15 protein-coding genes and 1 tRNA gene are annotated in these 23936 nt (G+C 63.2%); 8 read left to right on the top strand and 8 right to left on the bottom strand.

All coding sequences use genetic code 11. The features are described from left to right. Positions 1 to 21: 21 nt before the first annotated feature. Positions 22 to 97: transfer RNA gene (locus tag B2246_RS22475), tRNA-Ala, on the bottom strand. 208 nt (positions 98 to 305) lie between these two features. Next, positions 306 to 1703, bottom strand: a complete 1398-nt coding sequence (gltX, locus tag B2246_RS22470; RefSeq protein ID WP_008641708.1) for a glutamate--tRNA ligase — start codon at positions 1701 to 1703, stop codon at positions 306 to 308. 195 nt (positions 1704 to 1898) lie between these two features. Between gltX and B2246_RS22465 the strand changes: the two genes are divergently transcribed. Further along, on the top strand, positions 1899 to 2849 hold the full coding sequence (locus B2246_RS22465) for a patatin-like phospholipase family protein (RefSeq protein ID WP_035882313.1): 951 nt from the start codon (positions 1899 to 1901) through the stop codon (positions 2847 to 2849). Between the two features lie 133 nt (positions 2850 to 2982). Here the strand turns inward: B2246_RS22465 and B2246_RS22460 are convergent, their stop codons facing one another. The 5 genes from B2246_RS22460 to B2246_RS22440 all read right to left on the bottom strand — a co-directional run bounded on the left by B2246_RS22460 (position 2983) and on the right by B2246_RS22440 (position 9748). Next, the gene (locus tag B2246_RS22460; RefSeq protein WP_008641698.1) at positions 2983 to 3663 is read right to left on the bottom strand and encodes a C40 family peptidase; all 681 of its coding nucleotides are present in this window, start codon (positions 3661 to 3663) and stop codon (positions 2983 to 2985) included. Positions 3664 to 4020: 357 nt separating this feature from the next. Then, positions 4021 to 5658, bottom strand: coding sequence for an ABC transporter ATP-binding protein (locus B2246_RS22455; protein WP_414646347.1), 1638 nt, complete (start codon positions 5656 to 5658; stop codon positions 4021 to 4023). Between the two features lie 8 nt (positions 5659 to 5666). Beyond that, a complete protein-coding gene (locus B2246_RS22450) occupies positions 5667 to 6797 on the bottom strand; it encodes an ABC transporter permease (RefSeq protein ID WP_008641695.1) in 1131 nt (376 codons plus the stop codon). After that, the gene (locus B2246_RS22445; protein WP_008641693.1) at positions 6794 to 7843 is read right to left on the bottom strand and encodes a microcin C ABC transporter permease YejB; all 1050 of its coding nucleotides are present in this window, start codon (positions 7841 to 7843) and stop codon (positions 6794 to 6796) included. The genes B2246_RS22450 and B2246_RS22445 overlap by 4 nt, the downstream gene beginning before the upstream one ends. Before the next feature lie 18 nt (positions 7844 to 7861). After that, positions 7862 to 9748, bottom strand: coding sequence for an extracellular solute-binding protein (locus tag B2246_RS22440; RefSeq protein WP_035882312.1), 1887 nt, complete (start codon positions 9746 to 9748; stop codon positions 7862 to 7864). A 209-nt stretch (positions 9749 to 9957) separates the two neighbouring features. Between B2246_RS22440 and fabI the strand changes: the two genes are divergently transcribed. Continuing rightward, the gene (fabI, locus tag B2246_RS22435; protein WP_008641690.1) at positions 9958 to 10740 is read left to right on the top strand and encodes an enoyl-ACP reductase FabI; all 783 of its coding nucleotides are present in this window, start codon (positions 9958 to 9960) and stop codon (positions 10738 to 10740) included. Between the two features lie 61 nt (positions 10741 to 10801). On the opposite strand, the gene B2246_RS22430 is transcribed toward fabI, so the two are convergent. Further along, on the bottom strand, positions 10802 to 11692 hold the full coding sequence (locus B2246_RS22430; protein ID WP_008641689.1) for a LysR family transcriptional regulator: 891 nt from the start codon (positions 11690 to 11692) through the stop codon (positions 10802 to 10804). 104 nt (positions 11693 to 11796) lie between these two features. On the opposite strand from B2246_RS22430, the gene B2246_RS22425 reads away from it, so the two are divergent. The 6 genes from B2246_RS22425 (at position 11797) to B2246_RS22400 (ending at position 23743) form a co-directional block, all read left to right on the top strand. Continuing rightward, positions 11797 to 13770, top strand: coding sequence for an alkyl/aryl-sulfatase (locus B2246_RS22425; protein WP_008641687.1), 1974 nt, complete (start codon positions 11797 to 11799; stop codon positions 13768 to 13770). Positions 13771 to 13909: 139 nt separating this feature from the next. Beyond that, positions 13910 to 15799, top strand: a complete 1890-nt coding sequence (locus tag B2246_RS22420) for a flagellin (protein ID WP_286882192.1) — start codon at positions 13910 to 13912, stop codon at positions 15797 to 15799. A 623-nt stretch (positions 15800 to 16422) separates the two neighbouring features. Further along, positions 16423 to 18120: a peptidoglycan D,D-transpeptidase FtsI family protein gene (locus tag B2246_RS22415; protein ID WP_286882194.1), complete on the top strand. Its 1698-nt coding sequence runs from the start codon at positions 16423 to 16425 to the stop codon at positions 18118 to 18120. A gap of 226 nt (positions 18121 to 18346) precedes the next feature. Further along, on the top strand, positions 18347 to 20569 hold the full coding sequence (locus B2246_RS22410; RefSeq protein WP_286882196.1) for a penicillin-binding protein 1A: 2223 nt from the start codon (positions 18347 to 18349) through the stop codon (positions 20567 to 20569). A gap of 66 nt (positions 20570 to 20635) precedes the next feature. After that, positions 20636 to 21277, top strand: coding sequence for a response regulator transcription factor (locus B2246_RS22405; protein ID WP_008641682.1), 642 nt, complete (start codon positions 20636 to 20638; stop codon positions 21275 to 21277). Between the two features lie 69 nt (positions 21278 to 21346). After that, positions 21347 to 23743 (top strand): ATP-binding protein, encoded by a 2397-nt coding sequence (locus B2246_RS22400; RefSeq protein WP_286882199.1) that lies wholly within the window; start codon positions 21347 to 21349, stop codon positions 23741 to 23743. The last annotated feature ends 193 nt before the right edge of the window (positions 23744 to 23936 follow it).

Raw genomic sequence — 23936 nt, 5'->3', positions numbered from 1 at the left:
TAGACGAAGGGGACAGAAACTTGGTGGAGCTAAGCGGGATCGAACCGCTGACCTCTTGCATGCCATGCAAGCGCTCTCCCAGCTGAGCTATAGCCCCATAGTTACTGCCATTTACTGCAATCTTGCTCACCAGATTTACTGCGTTTCTGGCGAAGCGGCGATTATAAAGCATTCTCACCGTTTTGCAAGCCCCGTTCGATTTTTCAACCGTTCCGCTTGACTCGCGTCGTGCAGCGGGGAGAACGAGATTATGCTGAAGTCTCGACCAGAGCGCAAGCCCCAGCCGAGACTTTTTCAGCAGTTTTTTACGCTGCAGCCAGACGGCGCAGCACCGTGTCGCGACCGAACAGTTCAAGCACCGCGTCGATGCTCGGCGTCTGCAACTGCCCCGCCACCAGCAGGCGCACCGGCATCGCCAGCTTCGGCATCTTCAGGCCGAACTCGGCCAGCACTGCCTTGAACGCGGCACTAATCGCTTCGCGCTTCCACTCCGGCAGCGCCGCGAGTTGCGTGGCCAGTGCCTGCAGCGCGGGGCGAATCTCGTCCGTCAGATGTTCCACCTTCAGCGCCGCATCGGCCTGCGGCTCGCCGCGATAGAACAACATCGCGGTCTGCGCCACTTCCTTCAGCGTGTTCGCGCGATCCTTGACCAGCGCGATCACGTCCACCAGGTTCGCGCCCTCGACCTTGCCGCCGAGCGCCTCGATGAACGGACGCGTCAGATCTGCCAGGCGCGTGTTGTCACCAACCTTGATGTAGTGGTTGTTGAGCCACGCCAGCTTTTCCGGGTTGTATTGCGCCGGGGACTTGCCCAGGTGCTCCAGATCGAACCATTCGACGAACTGTTCGCGCGAGAAGATCTCGGCATCGCCATGCGCCCAGCCCAGTCGCGCCAGATAGTTCAGGACGGCCTCCGGCAGATAGCCCTCATCCCGATATCCCGTGACGGGCAGCGCGCCATGGCGCTTACTCATCTTCTCGCCCTGCTCGTTGAGCACGGTGGGCAGGTGGGCGTAGACCGGCACCTCACCACCCAGGGCGCGGATGATGTTGATCTGTCGCGGCGTGTTGTTGACGTGGTCATCGCCCCGGATCACGTGGGTGATCTTCATGTCGAGGTCGTCCACCACCACGCAGAAGTTGTAGGTCGGCGTGCCATCGGGGCGGGCGATGACGAGATCGTCGAGTTCATCATTCGAGATCTCGATGCGGCCCTTCACAGCGTCGTCCCACACCACGCTGCCGCCGATCGGGTTCTTGAATCGCACCACGGGCTGCACGCCAGCCGGCGGCTCGGGCAGCACCTTGCCCGGCTCCGGACGCCAGAAGCCGTTGTACCGCGGCTTTTCGCCGGCAGCACGCTGCGCTTCGCGCAAGGCGTCGAGCTCCTCGGTACTCATATAGCAGTGGTAAGCCAGCTCGTTGTCGAGCATCTGCTGTACCACCTCGCGGTACCGGTCCATCCGCTGCATCTGATAGAACGGGCCTTCGTCGATGTCCAGATCGAGCCAGGCCATGCTTTCCAGGATGACGTCGACGGCAACATCGGTCGAACGCTCGACGTCGGTATCCTCGATACGCAGGATGAAGTCGCCCTTCATGCGGCGGGCAAACGCCCACGGATAAAACGCGGAGCGAATATTGCCGAGGTGAATGAAGCCGGTCGGACTCGGTGCGAAGCGGGTGCGGACGCGTTGTGTCATGGTTCGGGGAAACAAAAAGGCCCGCGCACGGATGCGCGCAGGCCGGATGTCAGGGAATGCTGCATTATACGCGCTGCCCGATACGATCTCCGCCGTGGAATCATTTATGCTGCCGCCAGTCTGACACTCGGCCATGCGCGATGCGGGGCCCCACAGTGCCCCCGGCATCACATCCAGCAAGATCTCCTTTCCTCGATGCAACGACGAAACTTCCTGGGCGCCTCGGCAGCGATGCTGCTGGCAGCCTGCTCCTTCGGCCCCAAGCCGGACGCGACGAACCCTGGCACCACCGCCACCGTGCCACCCGTGGCGACCACCCCGCCCCGGCCCATCCGCATCGGCCTGGCGCTCGGCGGCGGAGCGGCGCGTGGCTTCGCGCACATTGGCGTGATCAAGGCGCTCGAAGCCCAGGGAATTCGCCCGGATATCGTCACGGGCACCAGCGCGGGCTCAGTGGTAGCGGCACTCTACGCGTCGGGCATGGATGGCTTTACGTTGAACAAGCTCGCGCTGACGATGGACGAAGCGACCATCGCCGACTGGGCCCTGCCCTTCGGCACACGCTTCGGCGGCTGGCTCAAGGGCGAGGCGCTGCAGAACTACGTCAACCGCCTGGTCAAGAATCGTCCGATCGAGTCGATGAAGCTGCCGCTCGGCATCGTTGCCACGGATCTCAAGACCGGCGAGCGGATTTTGTTCCGGCGTGGCAATACCGGTCAGGCGGTACGTGCATCGAGCAGTGTCCCGGGCGTATTCCAGCCGGTGGCGATCGGCGGCCACGACTACGTCGATGGTGGCCTGGTGGAGCCGGTACCGGTGGATGCCGCCCGCGAGATGGGCGCCGATTTCGTGATCGCGGTGAATATCTCCGCCGATCCGGCAAGCCAGAAAAATGGCGGGCAGAGTGGCGTCCTGCTGCAGACAACGGCCATCATGGGGCAGTCGATCAACAAGATGGCGCTGGCGCGCGCCGACGTTGTGATCCGGCCCGACCTGCCGGATATGGGCGGCAGCGATTTCACGTCGCGCAATCGGGCGATCCTGGCTGGCGAGCAGGCCACGTCTGCGGTACTAGCGGCGTTGCGTGAAAAGCTGGCCGCCGCGCGCAATCGTCCGACGACGGGCGGAACCATCGCGACGCAATAAGCGGCGACCCGCCGCGCCCGAACATCACCCTCCCCCAAACAGCACGCAACAAAAAAGGACTGCCTGAGCAGTCCTTTTTTGTTTTGCCTTCGGGATTTGCCGCTTCAACAGCCGCAAACCTTAGGCGCCGTACTTAGCCACCGTAAAGCGAGCGGCCCTGGGCATTCGGATCGTAACGCTTGAGCGTCTCGATCATGTTGCTGGTGTTCTCGACCGAGCCACGCGCCGAATCGTCGATGCGGCGGGCGCCGTTGTAGCGTGTCACCCAGTAGGCGGCACGCATGTCATCGACACGGATCTTGCTGCCGGTGGACGGCGCGTGCACGAACTTGTTGTCGCCAATATAGATGCCGACGTGCGAGAACGTGTGGCGCATGGTGTTGAAGAACACCAGATCGCCGGGCCGCAGATCGTTCGCCGCAACCGTGGCGCCAACCTGGCTCATTTCGACGGAGCGACGGGGCAACATGAAGCCGAAGGTGTCGTTGAACACGTAGCGGACGAAGCCGCTGCAGTCCAGACCCGATTCAGGGCTGTTACCGCCGAAGCGATAACGAACACCGATCAGACCCAGCGCGTTCATGACCAGGTCGCCAGCTTTCGTGGCGACATTGCTGGTGGAGTTCATCATCGACGACAGCAAGCCACGCTTGCCTTCCGGATGCGCGTCCGTGACATCTGCACGGGCGTCGATCCGGGCGTCGGTATCCTTGAACACCGTATCCGCCAGCACTCCATTCGACACAGTCGCACCGCAGACAATGGCAATTCCAACGGCGGCGCGCGCCAGGGAATGAAGTACCGTTCGCTGCATTGGTTCTCCTGATGATCGGGCAAATCTGACCGGCGAGTAAGACATCACCGGACAGCGTGAAAACATCAGGGCGGATCGGACGCAAGAAGTACGCCAGTAGAAAAGCTCCCGTCTCGCACCAGCCGCGTGCACTGCCGGTCTTCCCCAAGACCTCACGCGGCGGACGAACCACCCCCAAAAAACTTATCGGGCGATCTTAAAGTAGCCGCCCTTGACATGTCAAAGATGGTTACAAATTTCCCTCAAATCGCCTGCAAATCAACGAACTAGCGCAAAAAACGCATCCAGTTTCTTGGTTTTCGCATAAACAGCGGATGTTACGCCGGCGTGTCAATGCATGATGCGACGCACATCAAATCAAGCCACACCTAGCTGGGCCGCCGCCATCAGCTTGCGTGTATACGAATGCTGCGGTGCGCCGAGTACCGTTTCGGTCTCGCCCGATTCCACGACCTCGCCGTTCTTCATCACCACGACCCGGTGCGCCATGGCGCGAATCACGGCCAAGTCGTGACTGATAAAGAGATAGCTGAGGTTGTACTTGTGTTGGAGCTGTGACAGCAGAGCCAGCACTTGCTGCTGAATCGACACATCAAGTGCAGAAGTCGGCTCATCCAGCACCAGCACCTGAGGTTTCAGGATCAGGACCCGGGCAATGGCGATACGTTGCCGCTGGCCGCCCGAGAACTCGTGCGGGTAGCGCCCCAGCGCGGTGCGGTCAAGCCCCACTTCGCGCAGTGCCTCGATCACGCGCTCGCGCGTTGCCTCGCGCGACAGGCCCGGCTGGTGCAGCGCGAGCCCTTCCTCCACGATCTGCTCGATCGTCATCCGGGGGGACAGCGACCCGAACGGATCCTGGAATACCACCTGCATCCGCGAGCGCAACGCGCTGCGCTCCTTGCTCGTGCAGGTATCGAAGCTGCGGCCCAGGAACTGGATCGTGCCGCTACTCTTGCGCTGAAGCGCGAGCACGGCGTGCGCCAGCGTCGTCTTGCCCGAGCCCGACTCCCCCACGATTCCGACCGTTTCCCCTTCGCGCAACTGCAGGTTCACCTCCTTCACAGCCGGGAATGCTTCCTTGAGGAACCAGCCCGCCATGCCAGGACGCTTCTTCATGTAGTTGACGCACAGCGCATCGGTCTCCAGCAACACCGGGGCCAGCGGCACCAGCGGCAACACCTCGCGCCGGGGCCGACTGTCGATCAGCTTACGTGTGTAGGGATGGTGCGGATTGGAAAAGACCTCGGTGGTCTCGCCCGTCTCGACCAGGACGCCCTTTTCCATCACGCCCACGCGCTGGGCGAACGCCCTGACCATGTTCAGATCGTGCGTGATCAGCATCACCGCCATGCCGAACTCGGCCTGCAGGTCCCGCAACAGGTCCAGGATCTGGGCCCGGATGGTCACGTCCAGCGCGGTGGTCGGCTCGTCGGCCAGCAACAGCTTGGGGCGGCACGCGAGCGCCATGGCGATCATCGCGCGCTGACGCTGACCACCCGACAACTGGTGCGGGAAGCTATTGAAAAGGTTGGGCGCGTCGGTGATGCCGGTGCGCTCGAGCAGCGCAATCGCGCGATCACGGGCGGCCCGGCGGTCCAGTCCTTCGTGCAGCGCCAGCGTCTCCACGATCTGGTTACCGATCGTGTAGAGCGGGTTAAGCGCCGTCATGGGCTCCTGGAAGATCATGGCGATCTCCGACCCACGAATGCGGCGCATCTCGCGATCGGACACCTGCAGCAGATCCTCGCCCTCGAAACGGATCGAGCCCTGATAGTGCGCATCCTCGACCAGTCGAAGCATCGCCAGCGCGGTCACGGTCTTGCCCGAGCCCGATTCGCCGACCAGCGCGTAGCGCTCGCCGGCCCGAAGGTCGAAACTCACTTCGCGCACCGCGCGCGTGGCGTGTTCGCCCTCCCCGAAGGTGACCGACAGGCGGTCCACGCACATTAGCTTGGTACCCGGCGCTGGCACTGCCGCCGGTTCGGTAAAGGTCATGGCCAGGCTCATCGGACGGCCTCCGCTGCCCCGCCACGTGCCGGCACCTTCGGCGCCACGCGGCCGCGCATCTGGGCCAGGCCCATGCGCGTGTCGAACGCATCGCGCAGCGCGTCTCCCATGAACGTCAGCAGCAGCAGTGTCAGCACCAGCACCGCGAAGGTCGACAGGGAAATCCACCACGCATCGAGATTTGCCTTGCCCTGCGCCAGCAGCTCGCCCAGGCTAGGCGTGGTCGGCGGCACGCCGAGACCCAGGAAATCCAGGCTCGTGAGCGCCAGAATCGCCGCGCTCATCCGGAACGGCAGGAAGGTGATCACCGGTGTCAGGCTGTTCGGCAGGATATGCCGCCACATGATCTGCACGTTGGACAAACCCAGCGCGCGGGCCGACTTGACGTAGTCGAGCGAGCGATTGCGGTAGAACTCGGCGCGCACGTAGTCGGACAGCCCCATCCAGCCAAACAGCGACAGCAGGATGATCAGCAGCGCCAGACTCGGCTCGAAGATCGAGGCAAAGATGATCAGCAGGTACAACTCGGGCATCGAGCCCCATATCTCGATCGCGCGTTGCGACATGAGGTCGAACCGGCCGCCGAAGAACCCCATCAGCGCGCCCGTCAGCGTGCCGACCAGCACGCCGATGATGGTCAGCGCCAGCCCGAACAGCACGGATACGCGGAATCCATATAGCAACCGCGCCAGCACATCGCGGCCACGGTCATCGGTGCCAAGCCAGTTTTCCGCCGAGGGCGGCGCCGGATTCGGCTCCTTGGCGAAGTAGTTGATCGAATCGTACGAATAGCGGTTCAGCGGAAAAATCGCGAAATTGCCATGCGTCGTGATTCGATCGAGGATGAACGGATCGAGATAGTCGGTGCGCGTCGGGAAATCGCCGTCGAACGTGGTTTCCGGATAGACCTTGGCGATCGGCAGGTAGTACTCGCCCTTGTAGCGGACCACCAGCGGCCGGTCGCTCGACAGCACCTCGGCGCACAGGCTCAGCACGAACAGCGCCACGAACAGGATCAGGCTCCAGTAGCCAAGCCGGTTGCGACGGAATCGTTGCCAGGCGCGCTGGCGCGGAGACAGCGAGTGCGGCAGCCCGTTCTGGATTGGGGCGCGTTTGAAGGGATTCATCGATGCATCCCCTCGAAGTGAATACGGGGATCGACCATCACGTAGCAAATGTCCGAAATCAGGCGCGTCACCAGACCAATCAGCGTGAACAGGTATAGCGTGCCGAGCACCACGGGGTAATCACGACGCAGCACCGCCTCATAGGACAGCAGACCCAGCCCGTCGAGCGAAAACAGTGTCTCGATCAGCAGCGAGCCGGTGAAGAACGCGCCGATAAACGCCGCCGGGAATCCAGTCACGAGCGGAATCAGCGCGTTACGGAACACATGCTTCCAGAGCACGCGGCGTTCGGACAGGCCCTTGGCCCGCGCGGTCAGCACGTACTGCTTGCGGATCTCCTCCAGGAACGCATTCTTGGTCAGCATGGTGACCACGGCGAAGCTGCCCACGACCGATGCGGTGATCGGCAGCACCAGGTGCCAGAGGTAATCCATCACCTTGCCCATGAGCGACAACTGGTCCCAGTCATCGGAGGTCAGGCCGCGCAGCGGGAACCACTGCACGAACGTGCCGCCGCCAAACAGCACCAGCAGCAGCACGCCAAGCACGAAGCCGGGAATCGCATACCCCACCAGCACGATCATGCTGCTGATCACGTCGAAGCGGCTGCCGGCCCGGATTGCCTTGGAGATGCCCAGTGGCACCGATATCAGATAGGTCAGGAAGAATGTCCAGAGCCCCAGGCTGATCGACACCGGCATCTTCGACTTCACCAGTTCCCAGACGCTGCGGTGCTGGAAGTAGCTCTGGCCGAGGTCAAACTTTGCAAAGCGCTTGAGCATCAGGAAATAGCGCTCGATCGGCGGCTTGTCGAAGCCATACAGCGCCTGGATCTCCTTGATCTTGTCCGGGTCCACGCCGCGACGGCCGCGATACTCGGCGCCGCCGCCGCTGGCCTCCGCTGCACCGCCCCGCCCTTTCATCTCGAGCATCATCTGCTCGACCGGGCCCCCGGGCACGAACTGGATCACGACGAACGTAAGCGTAATGACACCGATCAACGTCGGAATCATCAGCAAAATGCGCTTCAACAGATAGGCAAGCATGGCCGTCCGGGTTCGGGATTACTGGGTCTTTGGCACCAGGTCATTGCGCCACCAGTTGGAGAGGATCCAGCCTTCCGCCGTGTAGTAGTACGGCAGACGCGTCGGGTACGCCATCTCCTTGCGATATGCCACACGATGGAACGCACTGTACCAGTTTGGCACGATGTAGTAGCCATGCATCAGCACGCGGTCGAGTGCGCGGCCGGCGGTGACCAGTTCATCGCGCGACCGGGCGTGCAGCAGCGTGTCGACAAGCTTGTCGACCGCCGGCGACTTCAGGCCGAACAGGTTGTCGGAACCAGGCGTGCCCGCCGCTTCGGCCGTGAAGCGGTCGCGCAGTTCGTTGCCAGGGCTCTGGGAATCCGGGAAACGGATCGACACCATGTCGAAATCGAAATCCTCGAGTCGCTTCTGGTAGAGCGCGAAGTCCGTGGTGCGCTGGTTCACCTCGATGCCGAGCTTCTCCAGGTTGCGGATGTAGGCCGTGATAACCCGACTCATAGCGCCGCCGTCATCCAGGAATTCGAACACCATCGCCTCGCCCTTGGCATTGCGCAGCGCACCATCCGAATAGGTCCACCCCGCCTGCGCCAGCAATCGGCGCGCATCGCGCAGGTTGTCGCGCAGGGAGCGCGGCGGGTTCGTCGTGGGCTGCACGACGTCCGCGCCGAACACTTCGGCCGGCAACTCGGCGCGTAGCGGCTCCAGCAACGCCAGTTCGCCCGGCCCCGGCTTGCCATCGAAGGTGGTGCTGGCAGCCAGTTCGCTGTTGGAGAACCAGCTGTCGAGCCGCTTGTAAGCCCCGTAGAACAGTTGGCGGTTCAGCCACTCGAAATCCAGCGCGAGGATCAGCGCCTGGCGCACCCGCACATCCTGGAACATCGGCTTGCGCATGTTCATCACGAAGCCCTGCATCCCGGCGCCGTTGCGGTGCGGGAACTCGGTCTTGATCAGTTCCCCTTCCTCGAAGCGCTTCCCGACGTAACTCTTGGCCCAGTTTTTCGACCGATATTCGACGATTGCGTCGAACTCACCGGCCTTGAATGCCTCGAGCTTGGCCGTCTCGTCCTTGTAGAGACGGTAGACCACCCGGCCGAAATTGAACGTGCCGCGGCGTACCGCCAGATCCTTGCCCCAGTATTTCGGGTCGCGCGCGAAGACGATGCCGCGCCCGGCGTCGTAGCGTTCGATCTTGTACGGTCCGCTGGTGATTGGCTCCTCGAAGGTCAGCTTGTCGAACGACACCTTCTCCGTCCACTTCTTCGAGAACACCGGGAGCGAGCCGACGATCAGCGGCAGCTCGGGATTGCGTTGCTTGAAGTCAAATCGCACCGTGCGTTCGCCGGTCACCACCACGGCTTTCACATCGGTGCACATGCTGCGATAGCCCGGGCTCGCGAACTTGCTCATCAGCATGTCGTACGAATACTTGACGTCCGACGCCAGCACGGGGTCACCGTTGACGAAGCGTGCCTCGCGGCGAATATGGAACGTCACCGACAACTCGTCCGGCGCCACCGTGACATCGTCGGCCAGCAGGCCATAGGAGCTGGCGGTCTCGTCTGCGCTACTGATCAGCAGCGATTCGAACATCAGGGCGTTGAGCCCCGGCGCGGACGTACCCTTCAGGGTGAACGGGTTGAACTTGTCGAAACTGGTGCGTCGGTCGGGGTTGGCCAGCGTCAGCGTGCCCCCCTGCGGGGCATCGGCATTGGCGTAGTCGAAATGCTTGAAGTCCGGCGGATACTTGAGGTCGCCGTGGAGCGCAAAGCCGTGGGCAGCGAAAGCAGATAAGGGAAAACCCGAAGCCAGCACGATCGACAGCGCCGCCCACCCTTGCACTACCGCGCGTCGACAGAAGCACTGCCCTGCCGCCCGAAGCGGCCAACGTGCACGAATCAGCATCCGGTTGCAGACCTCCACAATGCTCAGGACAGCCCGGCGGCTTGTGGCCGGGCGAAGTTGTGCGACAATTTTACATGCGTTCGGGTGGCCAACAGCCATCCGGACATTCCCTCTACGCGGTGCAACAAAAGCGGGAAAGTTTGCTTATTGTGCATCGGCCATGGGCCATCGCATAAAATACGCCCGCCCCACACATATTTGGAGAATCTATGGGATTTCTGGCAGGTAAGCGGATCCTGATTACCGGTTTGCTTTCGAACCGCTCGATCGCCTACGGCATTGCAGCAGCGTGCAAGCGTGAAGGCGCGGAACTGGCGTTCACTTATGTCGGCGAACGATTCAAGGACCGCATCACGGACTTCGCCAAGGAATTCGGCTCCGACATGATCTATGAGTGCGACGTTGGCAGCGACGAACAGATCGACGCCACGTTTGCCGCACTGGGGCAGCGCTGGGAAAAGTTCGACGGTCTGGTGCACTCGATCGGCTTCGCGCCGCGCGAAGCCATCGCCGGCAACTTCCTGGACGGGCTGTCGCGTGAAGGCTTCCGAATCGCGCACGATATCTCGGCCTACAGCTTCCCGGCACTGGCCAAGGCCGCGATGCCGCTGCTCAACGACAAGGCATCGCTGCTGACGCTGACCTACCTGGGCGCCGAGCGTGTGGTACCGAACTACAACACGATGGGCCTGGCCAAGGCTTCGCTCGAAGCCAGCGTGCGCTACCTGGCGTCGGCGGTCGGCCCGCGCGGGATGCGTGCCAACGGCATTTCGGCCGGTCCGATCAAGACCCTGGCCGCCTCGGGCATCAAGGACTTCAGCCGCCTGCTCAAGCATTTCGAAGACGTGGCACCGATCCGTCGCAACGTGACGATCGAGGAAGTCGGCAACGTCGCGGCCTTCCTGCTGTCGGATCTGGCCAGCGGCGTGACTGGCGAGATCACGTATGTCGACGGCGGCTACAACATCGTGGGCACGGCCGTCGAGGACTGATCCGGGCTTCGCACCGCCCATGCGATCCAGGCGCCCCAACACGGGGCGCCTTTTTCTTTCTTCAGGCCACGGCCTCGATCGCCGCCACGGCCCGCCCGGCGGCCGGCGAGAGCGTCCGCTGCGCAAGCCGCACGACCGCGAACTGCATTGTCATGGCGGGCAGACCCGGAACGTCGAGCGGCACCAGACCCCCCGCCGCCGTCTCATCGCGGACGGCACGCGCTGGCGCCAGCAACACCGCATCGGTGTGTTTGGCGAGATAGGTCAGGGCCCGGAAATCGTTGCTTTCGACCTGGAACGGCAGCGCCTCCCCCGGCTTGCAGCGCAACACCTTGCGCAGCCGCTCGTGCGTTTCGGGCGGGAACACCACCGATACCAGCGCTGCCTCCCTTAGCGCCGGCAGCAACACGGGCCGCCCCGCCAGCGGATGCCCCTGCCGCACGAACAGACCGGCCGACTCCTCCGGCAGCCGCTGCACCTCCAGCTCGGCCAGGGTCGGCACTGTGCTCTGCTCGATCACGACGAAATCCAACCGCTCGGCGCGCAACGCATCGAGCAGCGCGCGAGGATCACTGACCTCGGTCGCAATCTGCAGCCCGGGCCACTCCCGGTGCAGCAGGCAGAGCACCTCCGGCAGCAGCATCGCTGCCGGAAAGGCGCCGAGTCCGATCTGGACGCTGCCGATCTCGTGCTGCCGCACCAGCGTCAGGTCGCGGGTCAGGCAGTGCGTCTCGAACAGGATGCGCCGGGCGCGCTCGGTGACCATGCGCCCCACAGCGGTCAGCGTCACCCCGCGTGTGCCGCGATCGAACAACACCGCGCCCGCTTCCTCTTCCAGTGTCTGGATGCTTCGCGTCAGCGCCGGCTGACTTAGATGAACCCGCCGCGCTGCTGCTGCCAGTGAGCCTTCTTCCGCCACCGCGACCAGATGTTCGAGCCGTTTGAGATTCATATATGCGTAAATTGCATTGCTGCGATACTAAATTTGCACTTGAATTATAGGTCCACACCGCATCCAATGACTCTTTTACCGACTCAGTCCTGTAGAGCCCACCCATGCGCATTGCCCGCTTGACCGTCCTTGCTTCCGCCGCGCTGACGATGTCCGTCGCGCTCGCCGGCCCGAATCCCGCCACTCCGCTGACCGAGCAATCAAACGCCGCATGGCTGCGCAAGCTGCCGTTCGCCGACCGTGCCGATTTCGAAGACGCGAAGCGCGGACTCGTGGCGCGCTTCCCCGAGGCGACGATCAAGAGCGCCGACGGCAAGACGGCGTGGGACTTCGGCGCCTACGCCTTCGAATCGGCGGCGGACGCCCCGCCCACGGTCAACCCGAGCCTCTGGCGACTGGCACAACTGAACAACGAAGCTGGCCTGTTCAAGGTGGCCGACCGCGTCTATCAGGTACGCGGCGCCGACCTGGCAAACATGAACATCGTCGAAGGCGACACCGGCCTGATCATCATCGACACCCTGCTCACGGCCGAAACCGCCCGGGCCGCGCTCGACCTTTACTACGCGCACCGTCCACGCAAACCCGTGCTGGCCGTGATCTACACGCACAGCCACGTCGATCATTTCGGCGGGGTACGTGGCATCGTCAGCGAGGACGATGTGAAGTCCGGCAAGGTCGAGATCCTGGCGCCGAATGGCTTCATGGACGAAGCCGTCAGCGAAAATGTGCTGGCGGGCGGCGCGATGGGCCGACGGGCGCAGTACATGTACGGCACCAACCTGCCGAAGAACGCCACGGGCCAGGTCGATACCGGCCTGGGCAAAGCCACCGCGCGCGGCACCATCACGCTGCTGGCGCCCACCTCGTCGATCACCAAGCCGATCGAGACGCGCCGGATCGACGGCATCGACTTCGAATTCCAGCTCACCCCGGGCACCGAGGCGCCCGCGGAGATGAACATCTATCTGCCGCAGTTCCGCACGCTTTGCATCGCCGAAAACGCGGTGCGCACCCAGCACAATCTGCTGACGCTGCGCGGCGCGCAGGTGCGCGACGCCAAGGCATGGTCTTATTTCCTGAGCCAGTCGCTATTGCGCTACGGCGATCGGACCGATGTGCTGATCGGCCAGCATCACTGGCCCACCTGGGGCCACGCGCGCATCGTCGAGATGCTGTCCGACCAGCGCGACATGTACGCCTACCTGAACGACCAGACCCTGCGGCTGCTGAACCAGGGCCTGACCCCGCTCGAGATCGCAGACACGCTCAAGACGCTGCCCGAGCCGCTGGCCAGCAAGTGGTATGCACGGGACTACTACGGATCGGTCAGCCATAACGTACGCGCGGTCTACCAGCGCTACCTGGGCTTCTACGATGGCAACCCGGCCCACCTGAACCCACTGCCGCCCGAGCAAACGGCCAGGAAGACCATCGAATGGATGGGCGGCGCCGATGCCGTACTGGCCAAGGCCCGCGAGGCGTATGCGCGGGGCGACTACCGCTGGGTGGCACAGATCGGCAATGACCTGGTTTTCGCCGATCCATCGAACGCCGCGGCGCGCGCACTGCAGGCCGATGCACTGGAACAGCTTGGCTACCAGAGCGAGAACGCCACGTGGCGCAACATCTATCTGACCGGCGCCCAGGAGCTTCGCGATGGCGTGCCCAAGCTGCAGGGCAGCTCGCTGGGCTCGGCCGATCTCGTGCGCGCGCTGACGGTGCCGAACTTCTTCGACTACCTGGCCGTGCGCCTGAACGCGGACAAGGCCGCCGGCAAGGCCATGACGCTGAACTGGCAGTTCACCGACCTGAACCAACGCTACGCGATGACGCTGCGCAACAGCGCGCTGACTTACGTGGCCGATGCCCAGCACGCGCAGCCGACCGCCACGGTCACGCTGACCAAGGCCACGCTCGACAAGATCAGCCTGAAGCAGCTCACCCTGCCGCAGGCCATGCAGTCGGGCGCGATACGCATCGATGGCAACCCGCAGGCCGTGGCGGGCCTGTTCGCCATGCTCGACACGTTCGACCCGGCCTTCAATATCGTCACGCCGCACGGATACCAGAAGTAACCACGCGGTTTGCCACGCCGGCTCCAGCTCGAGCCGGCGGCTCGCATCCCCTGCTTTGGTGTGGGAACGCTACATTCAAGCCAAACGTCAAATGTGTCGATAACCGTGCCAAATATCATAACAATAACCAGCACGAGTCATGGCCCTTACCATCGCCAGCAATGTCCTGGCGCTCAGCGCATCCTTGCAGGCGGGGAAAGCGAGCAACGCAGTGGGCGACACCATTCGACGCCTGTCTTCCGGGCTGCGAATCAACTCCGCGCGGGACGACGCAGCGGGCCTCGCCATTGCCAGCCGGATGCGGGTGCAAGTCAGTGGGCTGAACCAGGCACGACGTAACGCGGGCGACGGGCAATCCATGCTGGAGAGCGCCAGCGGCGCCCTCGACTCCCTGAGCGCACGCCTGCAGCGCATTCGGGACCTGAGCGTTCAGGGCCTCAATGGCACACTTTCGCTCACGGATACCGATGCGGTCCAGGCCGAAATCAATGCGAACCTGAAGGAAATCGACCGACTCACGCAGCAGTCCACGTTCAACGGCTTGCGGCTGCTGGACGGCAGCGCTGGCATGGTCAACCTGCAGGTCGGCGCGAACGATTCGGACAAGTTGTCCGTGAACCTCGGTGGTTCCGGCTTTGGCGTCAACGCCCTGGGCCTGAAGGACTTCACGATCGCCGGGCTGCCCGGCACCGTCAGCGGCCTTAGCGTGCTCCAGGGCCGCAGTACCAATGTCATGATCGACAGCCCGACCACCACCGTTCACTGGCCGGCGGGTAGCGCGAGCCCCAATCTCGTGCGGGACGCCAACGGCACCTTCTACGTGCAGGACGTGGACGGCGCCGGCAAGCCAACCTATCAGCAAGTGGGGTACCGGCCGACGACCGATACCGTGACGGGACTCAGCGACGTCGCGCTCTACCCGTCAGGCTCGCCGGTATTCCTAAGCCCGGCTGCGGTGGCATCGCGCGCCATCGGCGTGCCGAGCCTGCTTGACGACACGAATGCACCGATCGCCGGCGCTTCGCTGGTCCAGGCCGACGATGGCCGCTATTTCATCCGGAAGGCCGGCAGCTACTATCAGGCCAGCCTCGGTTTCGGCACCTCGGGAACGGTCACCGCAAAGGCCGCCGACATGACGTCGCCGCTGACCGCGGCGGATTTCTCCACGCTGCCGGCAACCGTCACGCAAACGCCGCCCGTGGACCCCGCCACCGACACCGTCGCGTTCCAGGACGCCAGCGGCGTCAGCCTCAGCGCATCCGCCTCGCGCCTGCTTCAACGCAACAATGGCACCTATGTGATCGAGGTGGATGCGGGCGGCGGCAATTTCCGCTATTACGATGCAGCGCTCACGATGAGCGACGACGGCACCACGCGGACCATGACTGCCAGGGCGGTGAGCACCACCTACCAGACGTTCACGGACTTGCCGTCGGTCAGCGGTGATTCGACGGTGACCATCGACCCGGCAAAGGTCTCGGTCAACTACACCGATCGAAACGGGGTGACCTATGGCAACGTGCTCGGGCTCGACGCCAGCGGCAACTACGTGTTCAACCTCCCGCAGTCGGCCAAGACCGGCACGCTGGTGACCGCGCAGGACGGTTCGCAGTACATCCGCACCGTCAACGGCAGCGAAGACGTACTGATCTTCTACCCATTGACGTTCACTGCGTTGACCGACGCCTCCACCAACAAGACGGTGCTCAATGTGGTGGAAGCCGGCGAAGGCATCCGTCTCAAGCAGCCGCTCGATCCGCTGGCAACGCTTGATCGCGCGCTCGCGGCCGTCGACGCCCAGCGCAGCCTGCTGGGCGCGGCGCAGAATCGACTCGATTCGATCACCAATGCCCAACAGACGACCGCCACCAATCTGGATACGGCGCGTTCACGGATCGAGGACGCCGACTATGCGGTCGAGGTCTCGAAGATGACTGCCTCCCAGATCGTCAGCCAGGCAGCCACGGCCATGCTGGCACAGGCCAACCAGCAGTCCCAGGCGGTGCTTTCGCTGCTGGGTCGGAACTAATTGCGGCCGACGCCAGAGGCTTAGGACAGGCCCCGCCGCTGGCTGACGTCGCGGAATCGATCGTGGGCCAGGCCAATGGCAACAAGGAGAGCCCACCGGCGCTAGCGCCCCCGCCGTTCACCCGGCCGATCACAATCCCCATGCATCGCGCAGTACCGTTCCAGCAGCACTGATTCCCGATCGCTCAGTACGATTCTGCCGGGCTTGTCCGGCGACTGCTCGCCAGGCGCCCAATAGTGTCGATGAGACGCTAAGTCGCGCCATACGGCCCAGACTGACAGCCCCACCATCGCTACGACGTAGATGGCGACATAGACGTTGTTTCTACTCACAGCTCCCTTCCGCATACAGCTCGACGTTTGCCTGAAGCAGCAACGCTAAGCCGCCCACGCCACCGCTTCGCCCGGACTGGTCTCGTTTCTGACCACGTTTCTGACCACGTGTGGTCGCGCGACCAGCGCATGCCGGAAAAGCGATCAATACCAGACTAGTCCGGCCCGCCGGCCGGCCGCGCGTCGGTACCCTGTTCGATCCTGATTTGCGGGCGAGAGCCGCACATATGTGTCCGGCGTACATTGCGCCCGATTGCTTGCGACCGCCGCAACTTTGCCAACAGGCTGACGATGCCCAGCAAGCGCTACATTGCCCATTCCCAGAGCTTCGCGAACACCATCGGGAGTTTTCACCCCGGTCGCTCCCGGTTTCTTGTGTTCCTGATCACGCTCTGCTTCCTCGGGCTCGCTATCCGCGCCATCTGGATCGCCGGACCTGGCAACGCGTTCTACCAGCAGCAAGGCGATTTACGCGTCAGGCGGCAGCTCGATGTTCCGCCGACGCGCGGGCGGATTCTTGATCGCAACGGCCATACGCTCGCACAGAGCCTCCCGGCCGGCGCCATCTACTTGAGCCCCCGTCAGATGGCCTCCAGTGACAAATACACGGGGCTTGCGGAGGCACTCGGTATGCCCCTGACAGAGATCGAGGCGGCATCGGCATCGGACCGGGGCTTTGTGTACCTCAGGCGCCAGACCGACGCGGCAACGCTGGAGCAGGTCAAGACGCTTGCTCTGCCGGGCGTGGGAACGGTACGCGAGTTCAAGCGTGTCTATCCATCTGGCCCGCCCTTCGACGCCCTTCTCGGGCTGGTCAATCTTGACGGCATCGGTATCGAAGGACTGGAACTCGCGCTCAATGACCGGCTGAAAGGTGCGCGCGGGAGGAGCGTCGTCGAGAAGGACCGCCTTGGCAACATCCTCTCCCAGTTGGTGATTGCCGAGGCCGAGGACGGCGGCGATATCCATCTGTCGATCGATGAGCGGCTGCAAACCGCCACATACCAGGCACTGCAGCAGGCATCGGAAACGGTGAAGGCTCGATCCAGCCTTGCCGTGGTCACTGACGTCAAAACCGGCGAGATCCTCGCCGCCGCAAGCTGGCACGCCGATAGCAGCAAACGTCGCGCTGCGGCGCTGATCGACGCCTTCGAGCCAGGCAGCATCATCAAGCCGCTGATCGTCGCGGGTGCGCTGGAACTGAAGCGCGTTGCACCAGACACGTTGATCGAGACGAACGGCAGATTCGATTTTGCCGGCGCGAAGATCACAGACGTCCGGAACTTCGGCCAGCTATCGGTCGCGGGCGTTATCGAGAAATCGAGCAACATTGGCATGGTGAAGATCGTCTCCCGCCTCTCGCCGGACGAACTGTGGACGCACATGCACGCGCTCGGCTTCGGACGAAAGGCTGACTCCTTCCTGTTTCCCGGCCTGGGTAGTGGTCGCATGCATAGCGCGCGAGGGATGACGCCGATTACCCAGGCGACCATGGCCTATGGATACGGGCTGACCGCCTCCGCGCTGCAGATTGCGCAGGCATATGCGGCGATCGGCAATCGCGGCCAGCTTGTCCCCCTTACCCTCGAACGGCGGCCAGCAGGAAACGAGACGCGCGGCACGCAGGTCCTGACGCCAGCAACCGCGGAGGCCGTGCTGGCCATGCTCGAACGCGTGACCGGCGCCGGAGGGTCAGGCCGACAAGCCCGCGTGAACGAGTACCGCGTCGGCGGCAAAACGGGCACGGCCTATCTGCACGTCCCGGGGCGTGGATACGACAAGAAGCGCTACCGTGCGTCGTTTGCCGGTGTGGCCCCCCTGTCCGCGCCCGAGATCGTTGTCGTGGTCAGCGTCGAGGATCCCAGCGAAGGCAGTCACTTCGGCGGCAAAGTCGCGGCGCCAATCTTCGCGCAGATCGTCTCGCGTGCCATGCAGTTGCGGCATGTGGTTCCAGATGCCCCACCGGCAGAGGCCAATATCGCACATTGAGTTCCGGTTCGGGCCAATTCCAGACCAGTCCTGTATGCAGCCCGGAAGCCGTCCGACAGACTGGTGGACATTGCCACCCTCAGGACATACCGGCGCGCGGCGATCCACGCGTGCCCAGCCTTCAGCGATGCCAACAGAGTCAAAGCCGGAAACCACCAGCACTCCCGGACGGGCCCGGATTGCAACCTGCCTGGGCGCGCTTGCCGGTCTCCTTATCGCGCTGGGAATGGCCTTCGGCGCCTGGCACGTCCATCAGACATGGCTGTCGCTCCCGGACGTCACGAGCCTGGCCGCGTTCAAACCTGACAGGCCGCTGCGTATCTATTCTCAGGATGGCATCCTCCTGGCCGAATATGGCGACGAGCGCCGCGAGATCGTCCCGCTTTCCAGAATTCCGGTCGTCGTGCAGCAGAGCCTGCTGGCGATCGAAGATGCCCGGTTCTACGAACACGGTGGCGTGGACTTCTCGGGGTTGTTCCGCGCTGCATGGGCCAATTTCGCATCGGGCCGGCACGCGCAGGGGGCTAGCACCGTCACCATGCAGGTGGCACGCCGTCTGTACCTTTCCAGCGAGAAGACCTACGACCGGAAGCTCCGTGAAGTTCTTCTGGCCTTCAAGCTGGAGCAGCAATTCAGCAAGCAACGGCTGCTCGAGGTCTATATGAACCAGATCTACCTGGGCGAGCGCGCATACGGATTTGCTGCCGCGGCGAGCATCTATTTCGACAAGTCACTCGACCAGTTGACCCCAGCGGAAGCGGCCCTGCTCGCGGGCCTCCCCAAAGCACCATCCGCATTCAACCCGACGGTCAACCCGGAGCGTGCCCGCGTACGCCAGCGGTACATCCTCGCGCGCATGCACGAGCTTGGATATCTGGGCGACGAACAATACGCATCCGCATTGGATGAACCGCTTCGACTGAAGCCGCGTAGTTATGCCATCGATCCGGCATTTGCCTTTCCGGTGGAGCGCGCACGCCAACTGGTCGTGGACCAATACGGTGAACGCGCCTATCGGGATGGCCTGGACGTGACGCTAACCATTCAGACCGCCACGCAGGCAGCGGCATACGATGCCCTGCATGACGGCCTGCTTCGCGCCCAGCAAAGACGACGCTATATCCCGCTGGGACGGGTGGCCATCGACGCCAATGGGCCAACGTCGGGGCTTGACGACTATCCGGACCGGGACGGTCTCACCACGGCCGTCGTCACCGCCACGGCCGATCGCGGCGGCCGCCTGACGGTCAAGACACGCGATGGCACGACCCTTCGCGCGCATGCACCCGCGTATGCCGCGACGCCGCTGACGCGCGGCACGGTCGTCACCATGGCAAGCCTGGATGGCAAATGGGAGATCGCGCAAGCGCCCGACATGGAAGGCGCATTGGTTTCCATCGATTCTGTCAGCGGCGATGTCGTGGCGTGGGTGGGTGGCTACGACTTCCATCGCGGCAAGTTTGATCACGCCGTGCAGGCATTGCGCCAGCCGGGCTCCTGCTTCAAACCCTTCGTCTACTCCGCCTCTCTCGAAAAAGGCTACTTTCCGGGAACCATGGTGGACGACAGTCAGCGGGTACTGGACTCGACCGTCACCGGTGCCCGGCCCTGGCGGCCCAAGAACTACGGCGGCCGCTACGACGGCTTCATCACGGCGCGCGAGGGACTTGTCCGCTCCAAGAACCTGGTGACGGTAGGGCTGACGCAGGCTTCCGGCATCGATTACGTGCGGGATTTCGCGCTGCGATTCGGCTTCGCGCCAGACCTGAATCCCGGCAGTTTCCCCCTGGCGCTGGGCGCCGGCAGCGTGACGCCGATGCAATTGACGCAGGCGTACGCCGTCTTCTCCAACGGCGGCTATCTCGTGCAGCCGCGCCTGATCGCCCGGATCGTGCAGCGCGGTGACCAGGAGCGCTACACATCGACCGGAGACATCGAGCGCAAACAGATCATCTCCCCACGCAACGCGTTCATCATGGACTCGCTGCTTCGCGATGTGGTTCGGAAAGGCACCGGTCGCGCGGCGGCCCGTATCGACAAGGCCGACGCTGCCGGCAAGACGGGGACCTCGAACGATGCCAGGGACGCATGGTTCGCCGGATACGCGACGGGGCTGGCGACCACCGTATGGGTAGGCCATGACCAGTTCCGCAGCCTCGGGGCGGTCACGGGTGGGACGCTTGCACTGCCGATCTGGACGGACTTCATGCGCCACGCCACGGCTGACCGCGCCCCGATCAGCAGAGCGTTGCCGGACGATGTTGTCGAGGAAAACGGCGACTACATCTACCGCGAGTATCGCTCGTCCGCCTGCGTGAGCGATTCCCACGCATTCATCCGGACGGGACACCGCTGCGCATCCGAGCCCGCGCCTGTCCCGACACGCGAGCAGCAACGCGAGCACGAGCAGATCCTGGAGTGGTTCCGGCAAGACGCCGATAACGTGTGACGCCTCGGGCGCGATTGCTGCAAGGCTTATAATTCAGCGCCTGCGATACGTCTTGGAAGCCGCAAAATGCCCATTTCGATCATGGTCCTGGATGACCACGAAATTGTTCATCAGGGAATCGTCCGGGTACTGCAGCAGAACTCTGCATTCGCAATCCTCGGGACATTCACCCGCAGCAGGGATTTCGTGCAGGCGCTCAGGAACAAGGCCCCGGATCTTGTGATCATCGACTATGCGCTGGAGCCTTCGGATGCGGACGGCATCGGCGTTATCCGAATGATCCGGCGACAGTATCCGGGCATCAAGATCCTCGTTCTATCCGCCCATGACAGCCCCGTCACCATCGCCCTGGCAATGAAGGCGGGGGCCGATGGGTACTGCATCAAGAACGGCTCGATTGCCGAAATCACGGCGGCTATCGCCAAGATACTCCGGGGGGCAAGCCATATCCCAGCCCAGGTTGCTTCGCTTTCCGTGTTCGGCAAGGAGCAGGGTGAAGGCGCAACGGGATCGGGGGACCTCACCGCCGCGCTGACCGAGAAGGAACGCGAGGTGCTCAGGTGCTTTCTGGACGGGATGACGGTCAACGAGATCGCCGCGAAATTCTCGCGCAGCAAGAAGACGGTGAGCGGCCACAAGCAGTCGGCGCTCCGCAAGCTGGGTATCCGCTCCGACAACGATCTGTTCAAGGTGCGCCATCTTATCTGACCCACGCCCAGCGACTTGCCCGCAACCCAAGACGAAGATATCGATGTCGGCACCGAATCCCCACGCATCATGAAACGGGCACTGCTCCTGATCCTGGCTGTCCTGGCCGGCTTCGTTCCGTATGCCCGCGCCATGGCGCAAAGCCCCTGGGGAGCTGCGGAGGAAGCATGGCTGAAGGAGCACCATGTCCTGCGTATCGCGGTGGACCCCTACTGGCAACCGCTCGAATATGTCGAGAAAGGAACCGCTCACGGGCTCAGCATCGCCTATATCCATGCCATTGCCGATCGGCTTGGCATGACGGTGCAATTGGTGCCCACGAAGTCATGGTCGGAATCCGTGCGCAAGCTTCTGGATGGCGAGGTGGACGTGCTACCTGCCGTGCCTGACTTCCAGTTGCCCAAGTCCGCTGGAACACGGATTGCGCTGACACGTCCCTACTACGTCGGCACAACACTGGTTGTTGCAAAGGCGCGGGACAAGAACTACTTCGATTTGTCGAGCCTGGGCTGCATTACCGTAGCCGTCAAGGAAGGCGGCGCCTATCACCAATGGTTCGAAGGGCACCCGTTGTCTTGCACGCGGATACTCCCGGAGCCGAGCGACAGCATGGCATTGGCGGCGGTTCGCGACGGCAAGGCTGCCGCCGCCGTCGGGCCGAGCGCGGTACTGCATCCGCTCATCCGGCTGCAGTACGACAAAACGCTTCATATCGCGGGGACCATCGCCGAGCTGCCTCTGGTGCTGCGCATGGCCGTCCGCCAGGATTTCGCGCCGCTGCTCTCCCTGATGAATCAGGCGCTGGCTTCGTTCAGCGCCGGGGAAACCGACCAGCTCTATCAGAACTGGCTAGAGGGCGCGGATTATCTTCAGCCATCGCTCAAGGCACTCTGGCACTACTACGGCACCACGATTGTGCTTTTCTTGATCGTCCTGATTTCACTGGGCGTTTCCGTCTACCAGGCGATGCGTGCCCGCGCCAATGCCTTGAAGAGCGAGAAGGTGAAATCCGAGTTCCTGGCCATCATGAGCCATGAGATACGGACGCCCATTAGTGCGGTCGTGGGCGCGCTGGAGTTACTCGATCGGGAAGACAACAGCACGCCAAGACGAGAACTTCTTCATCGGGCTCGGGAAAGCGCCGACTCCTTGCTCGCGGTACTCAATAACGTCCTGGATTATTCAAGCATCAGTACCGGCAAGATCCTCGTGAAGCCCTCGGCACTGCGTGTGAACGATCTCGTCCGCTCGGTGCTCAATGGCTTCGAGGCCATCGCCGATCGCAAGGGCATTGCGCTCCAGCTGAATGACCAGTCTGGCGGTCACATCATCAATCTGGACGGTAATCGCATACGCCAGGTGCTGGGCAATCTCGTGGCAAATGCGATCAAGTTCACCGAGCAGGGTGCCGTCACGGTCGACGTCCGGCTGTCCCGGTCAGAGCGCTCGTCGGAACGCGTCACGCTGGCGATCCGCGTGAGCGACACCGGCATCGGCATCGCGCCAGAGGATCAACCAAGGCTGTTTCAGCCCTTCAGCCAGGTGGGGAACGCCCGTCAACGCCAAACGGGTAGCAGTGGCCTTGGCCTCTCCATCTGCAAGAAGCTCGTGGAAGCCATGGGGGGAAGCATCTCGATCTGGAGCACCCTCGGGCAGGGTACGACGGTCGAGTTCTCGCTGGAAACGACGATTGCCGACACACACGACGAAACCGCCTTGCCCCCCTCGCCACAGGTGGCAGCAAGCGTCTCCGGGGCGATTCTGGTCGTCGAAGACACGCCGGCCAACCAGTTGGTGCTCATGGAGCAGTTGCGCGCGCTTGGGTATGGCCCGGTGCTTGCCGAATCCGGCGCCCGGGCCATCGACCTGTTCTCGACCCGATCGTTTGCCGCCATTCTGCTGGACCTTCACTTGCCGGACGTCGACGGCTTCACGGTCGCAAAGCAAATGCGCGCGCGGGAGGACGCGACGCATTCGCAAGCCACACCAATCATCGCCGTGACGGCCGAAGCCGGGCCGGAGCAGGCATTGCGTTCGCTGGATGCGGGCATCGATTGCGTTCTCGCCAAACCGATCAATCTGCAGGGATTGCAGGAAACATTGCACCTGTGGATTCCGGAATGCCACGCGGCTGGCGCCATCGGGGCGACTTCTCCCGACGCACTCAACGCACTCGACGCCAGCCATTCCGGCCATTTGGAACGTACCAAGTCCATGGCGGAATACGCGCTGCTCGAACTTGCGGCCCTCGATGCCGCCGCGCGGGCGCGAGACACTGTCATGGCCAGACATCATCTCCATCGCCTAAAGGGGACACTGCTCCAGTCCTCGCAGCTCACAAACCTGGCTGAGAACATCCCGTCCATCGAGGCCAGCCTCGACAAGAACGTCAACTGGGATGGCATCGTCGCGAGCCTTCAGCACTTTCGATCCGAAATTCTCAGACAGTCAGCAGATGACGCTTGATGCTGGCAAGCGCTGCTGATCGCCCTCTTCCGGTCTCCACCTCGACATCCGGCTAGCGCGGCGCGCTTGCGGACACCGAACTATCCAGATCGCGCGGACAACGACTGCGAGCGATTGCCCACCGACGGGATCGGCAAGCGCCACCGAGAGTTACTTCCACATCACTAAATGTGACCTTGCCCCTGTTCCACGA

Origin of the sequence: Cupriavidus sp. UBA2010 (genome assembly GCF_002335265.1) — a bacterium.
Lineage (GTDB): Bacteria > Pseudomonadota > Gammaproteobacteria > Burkholderiales > Burkholderiaceae > Cupriavidus > Cupriavidus metallidurans.
This window is presented reverse-complemented; position numbering and strand designations above follow the sequence as displayed.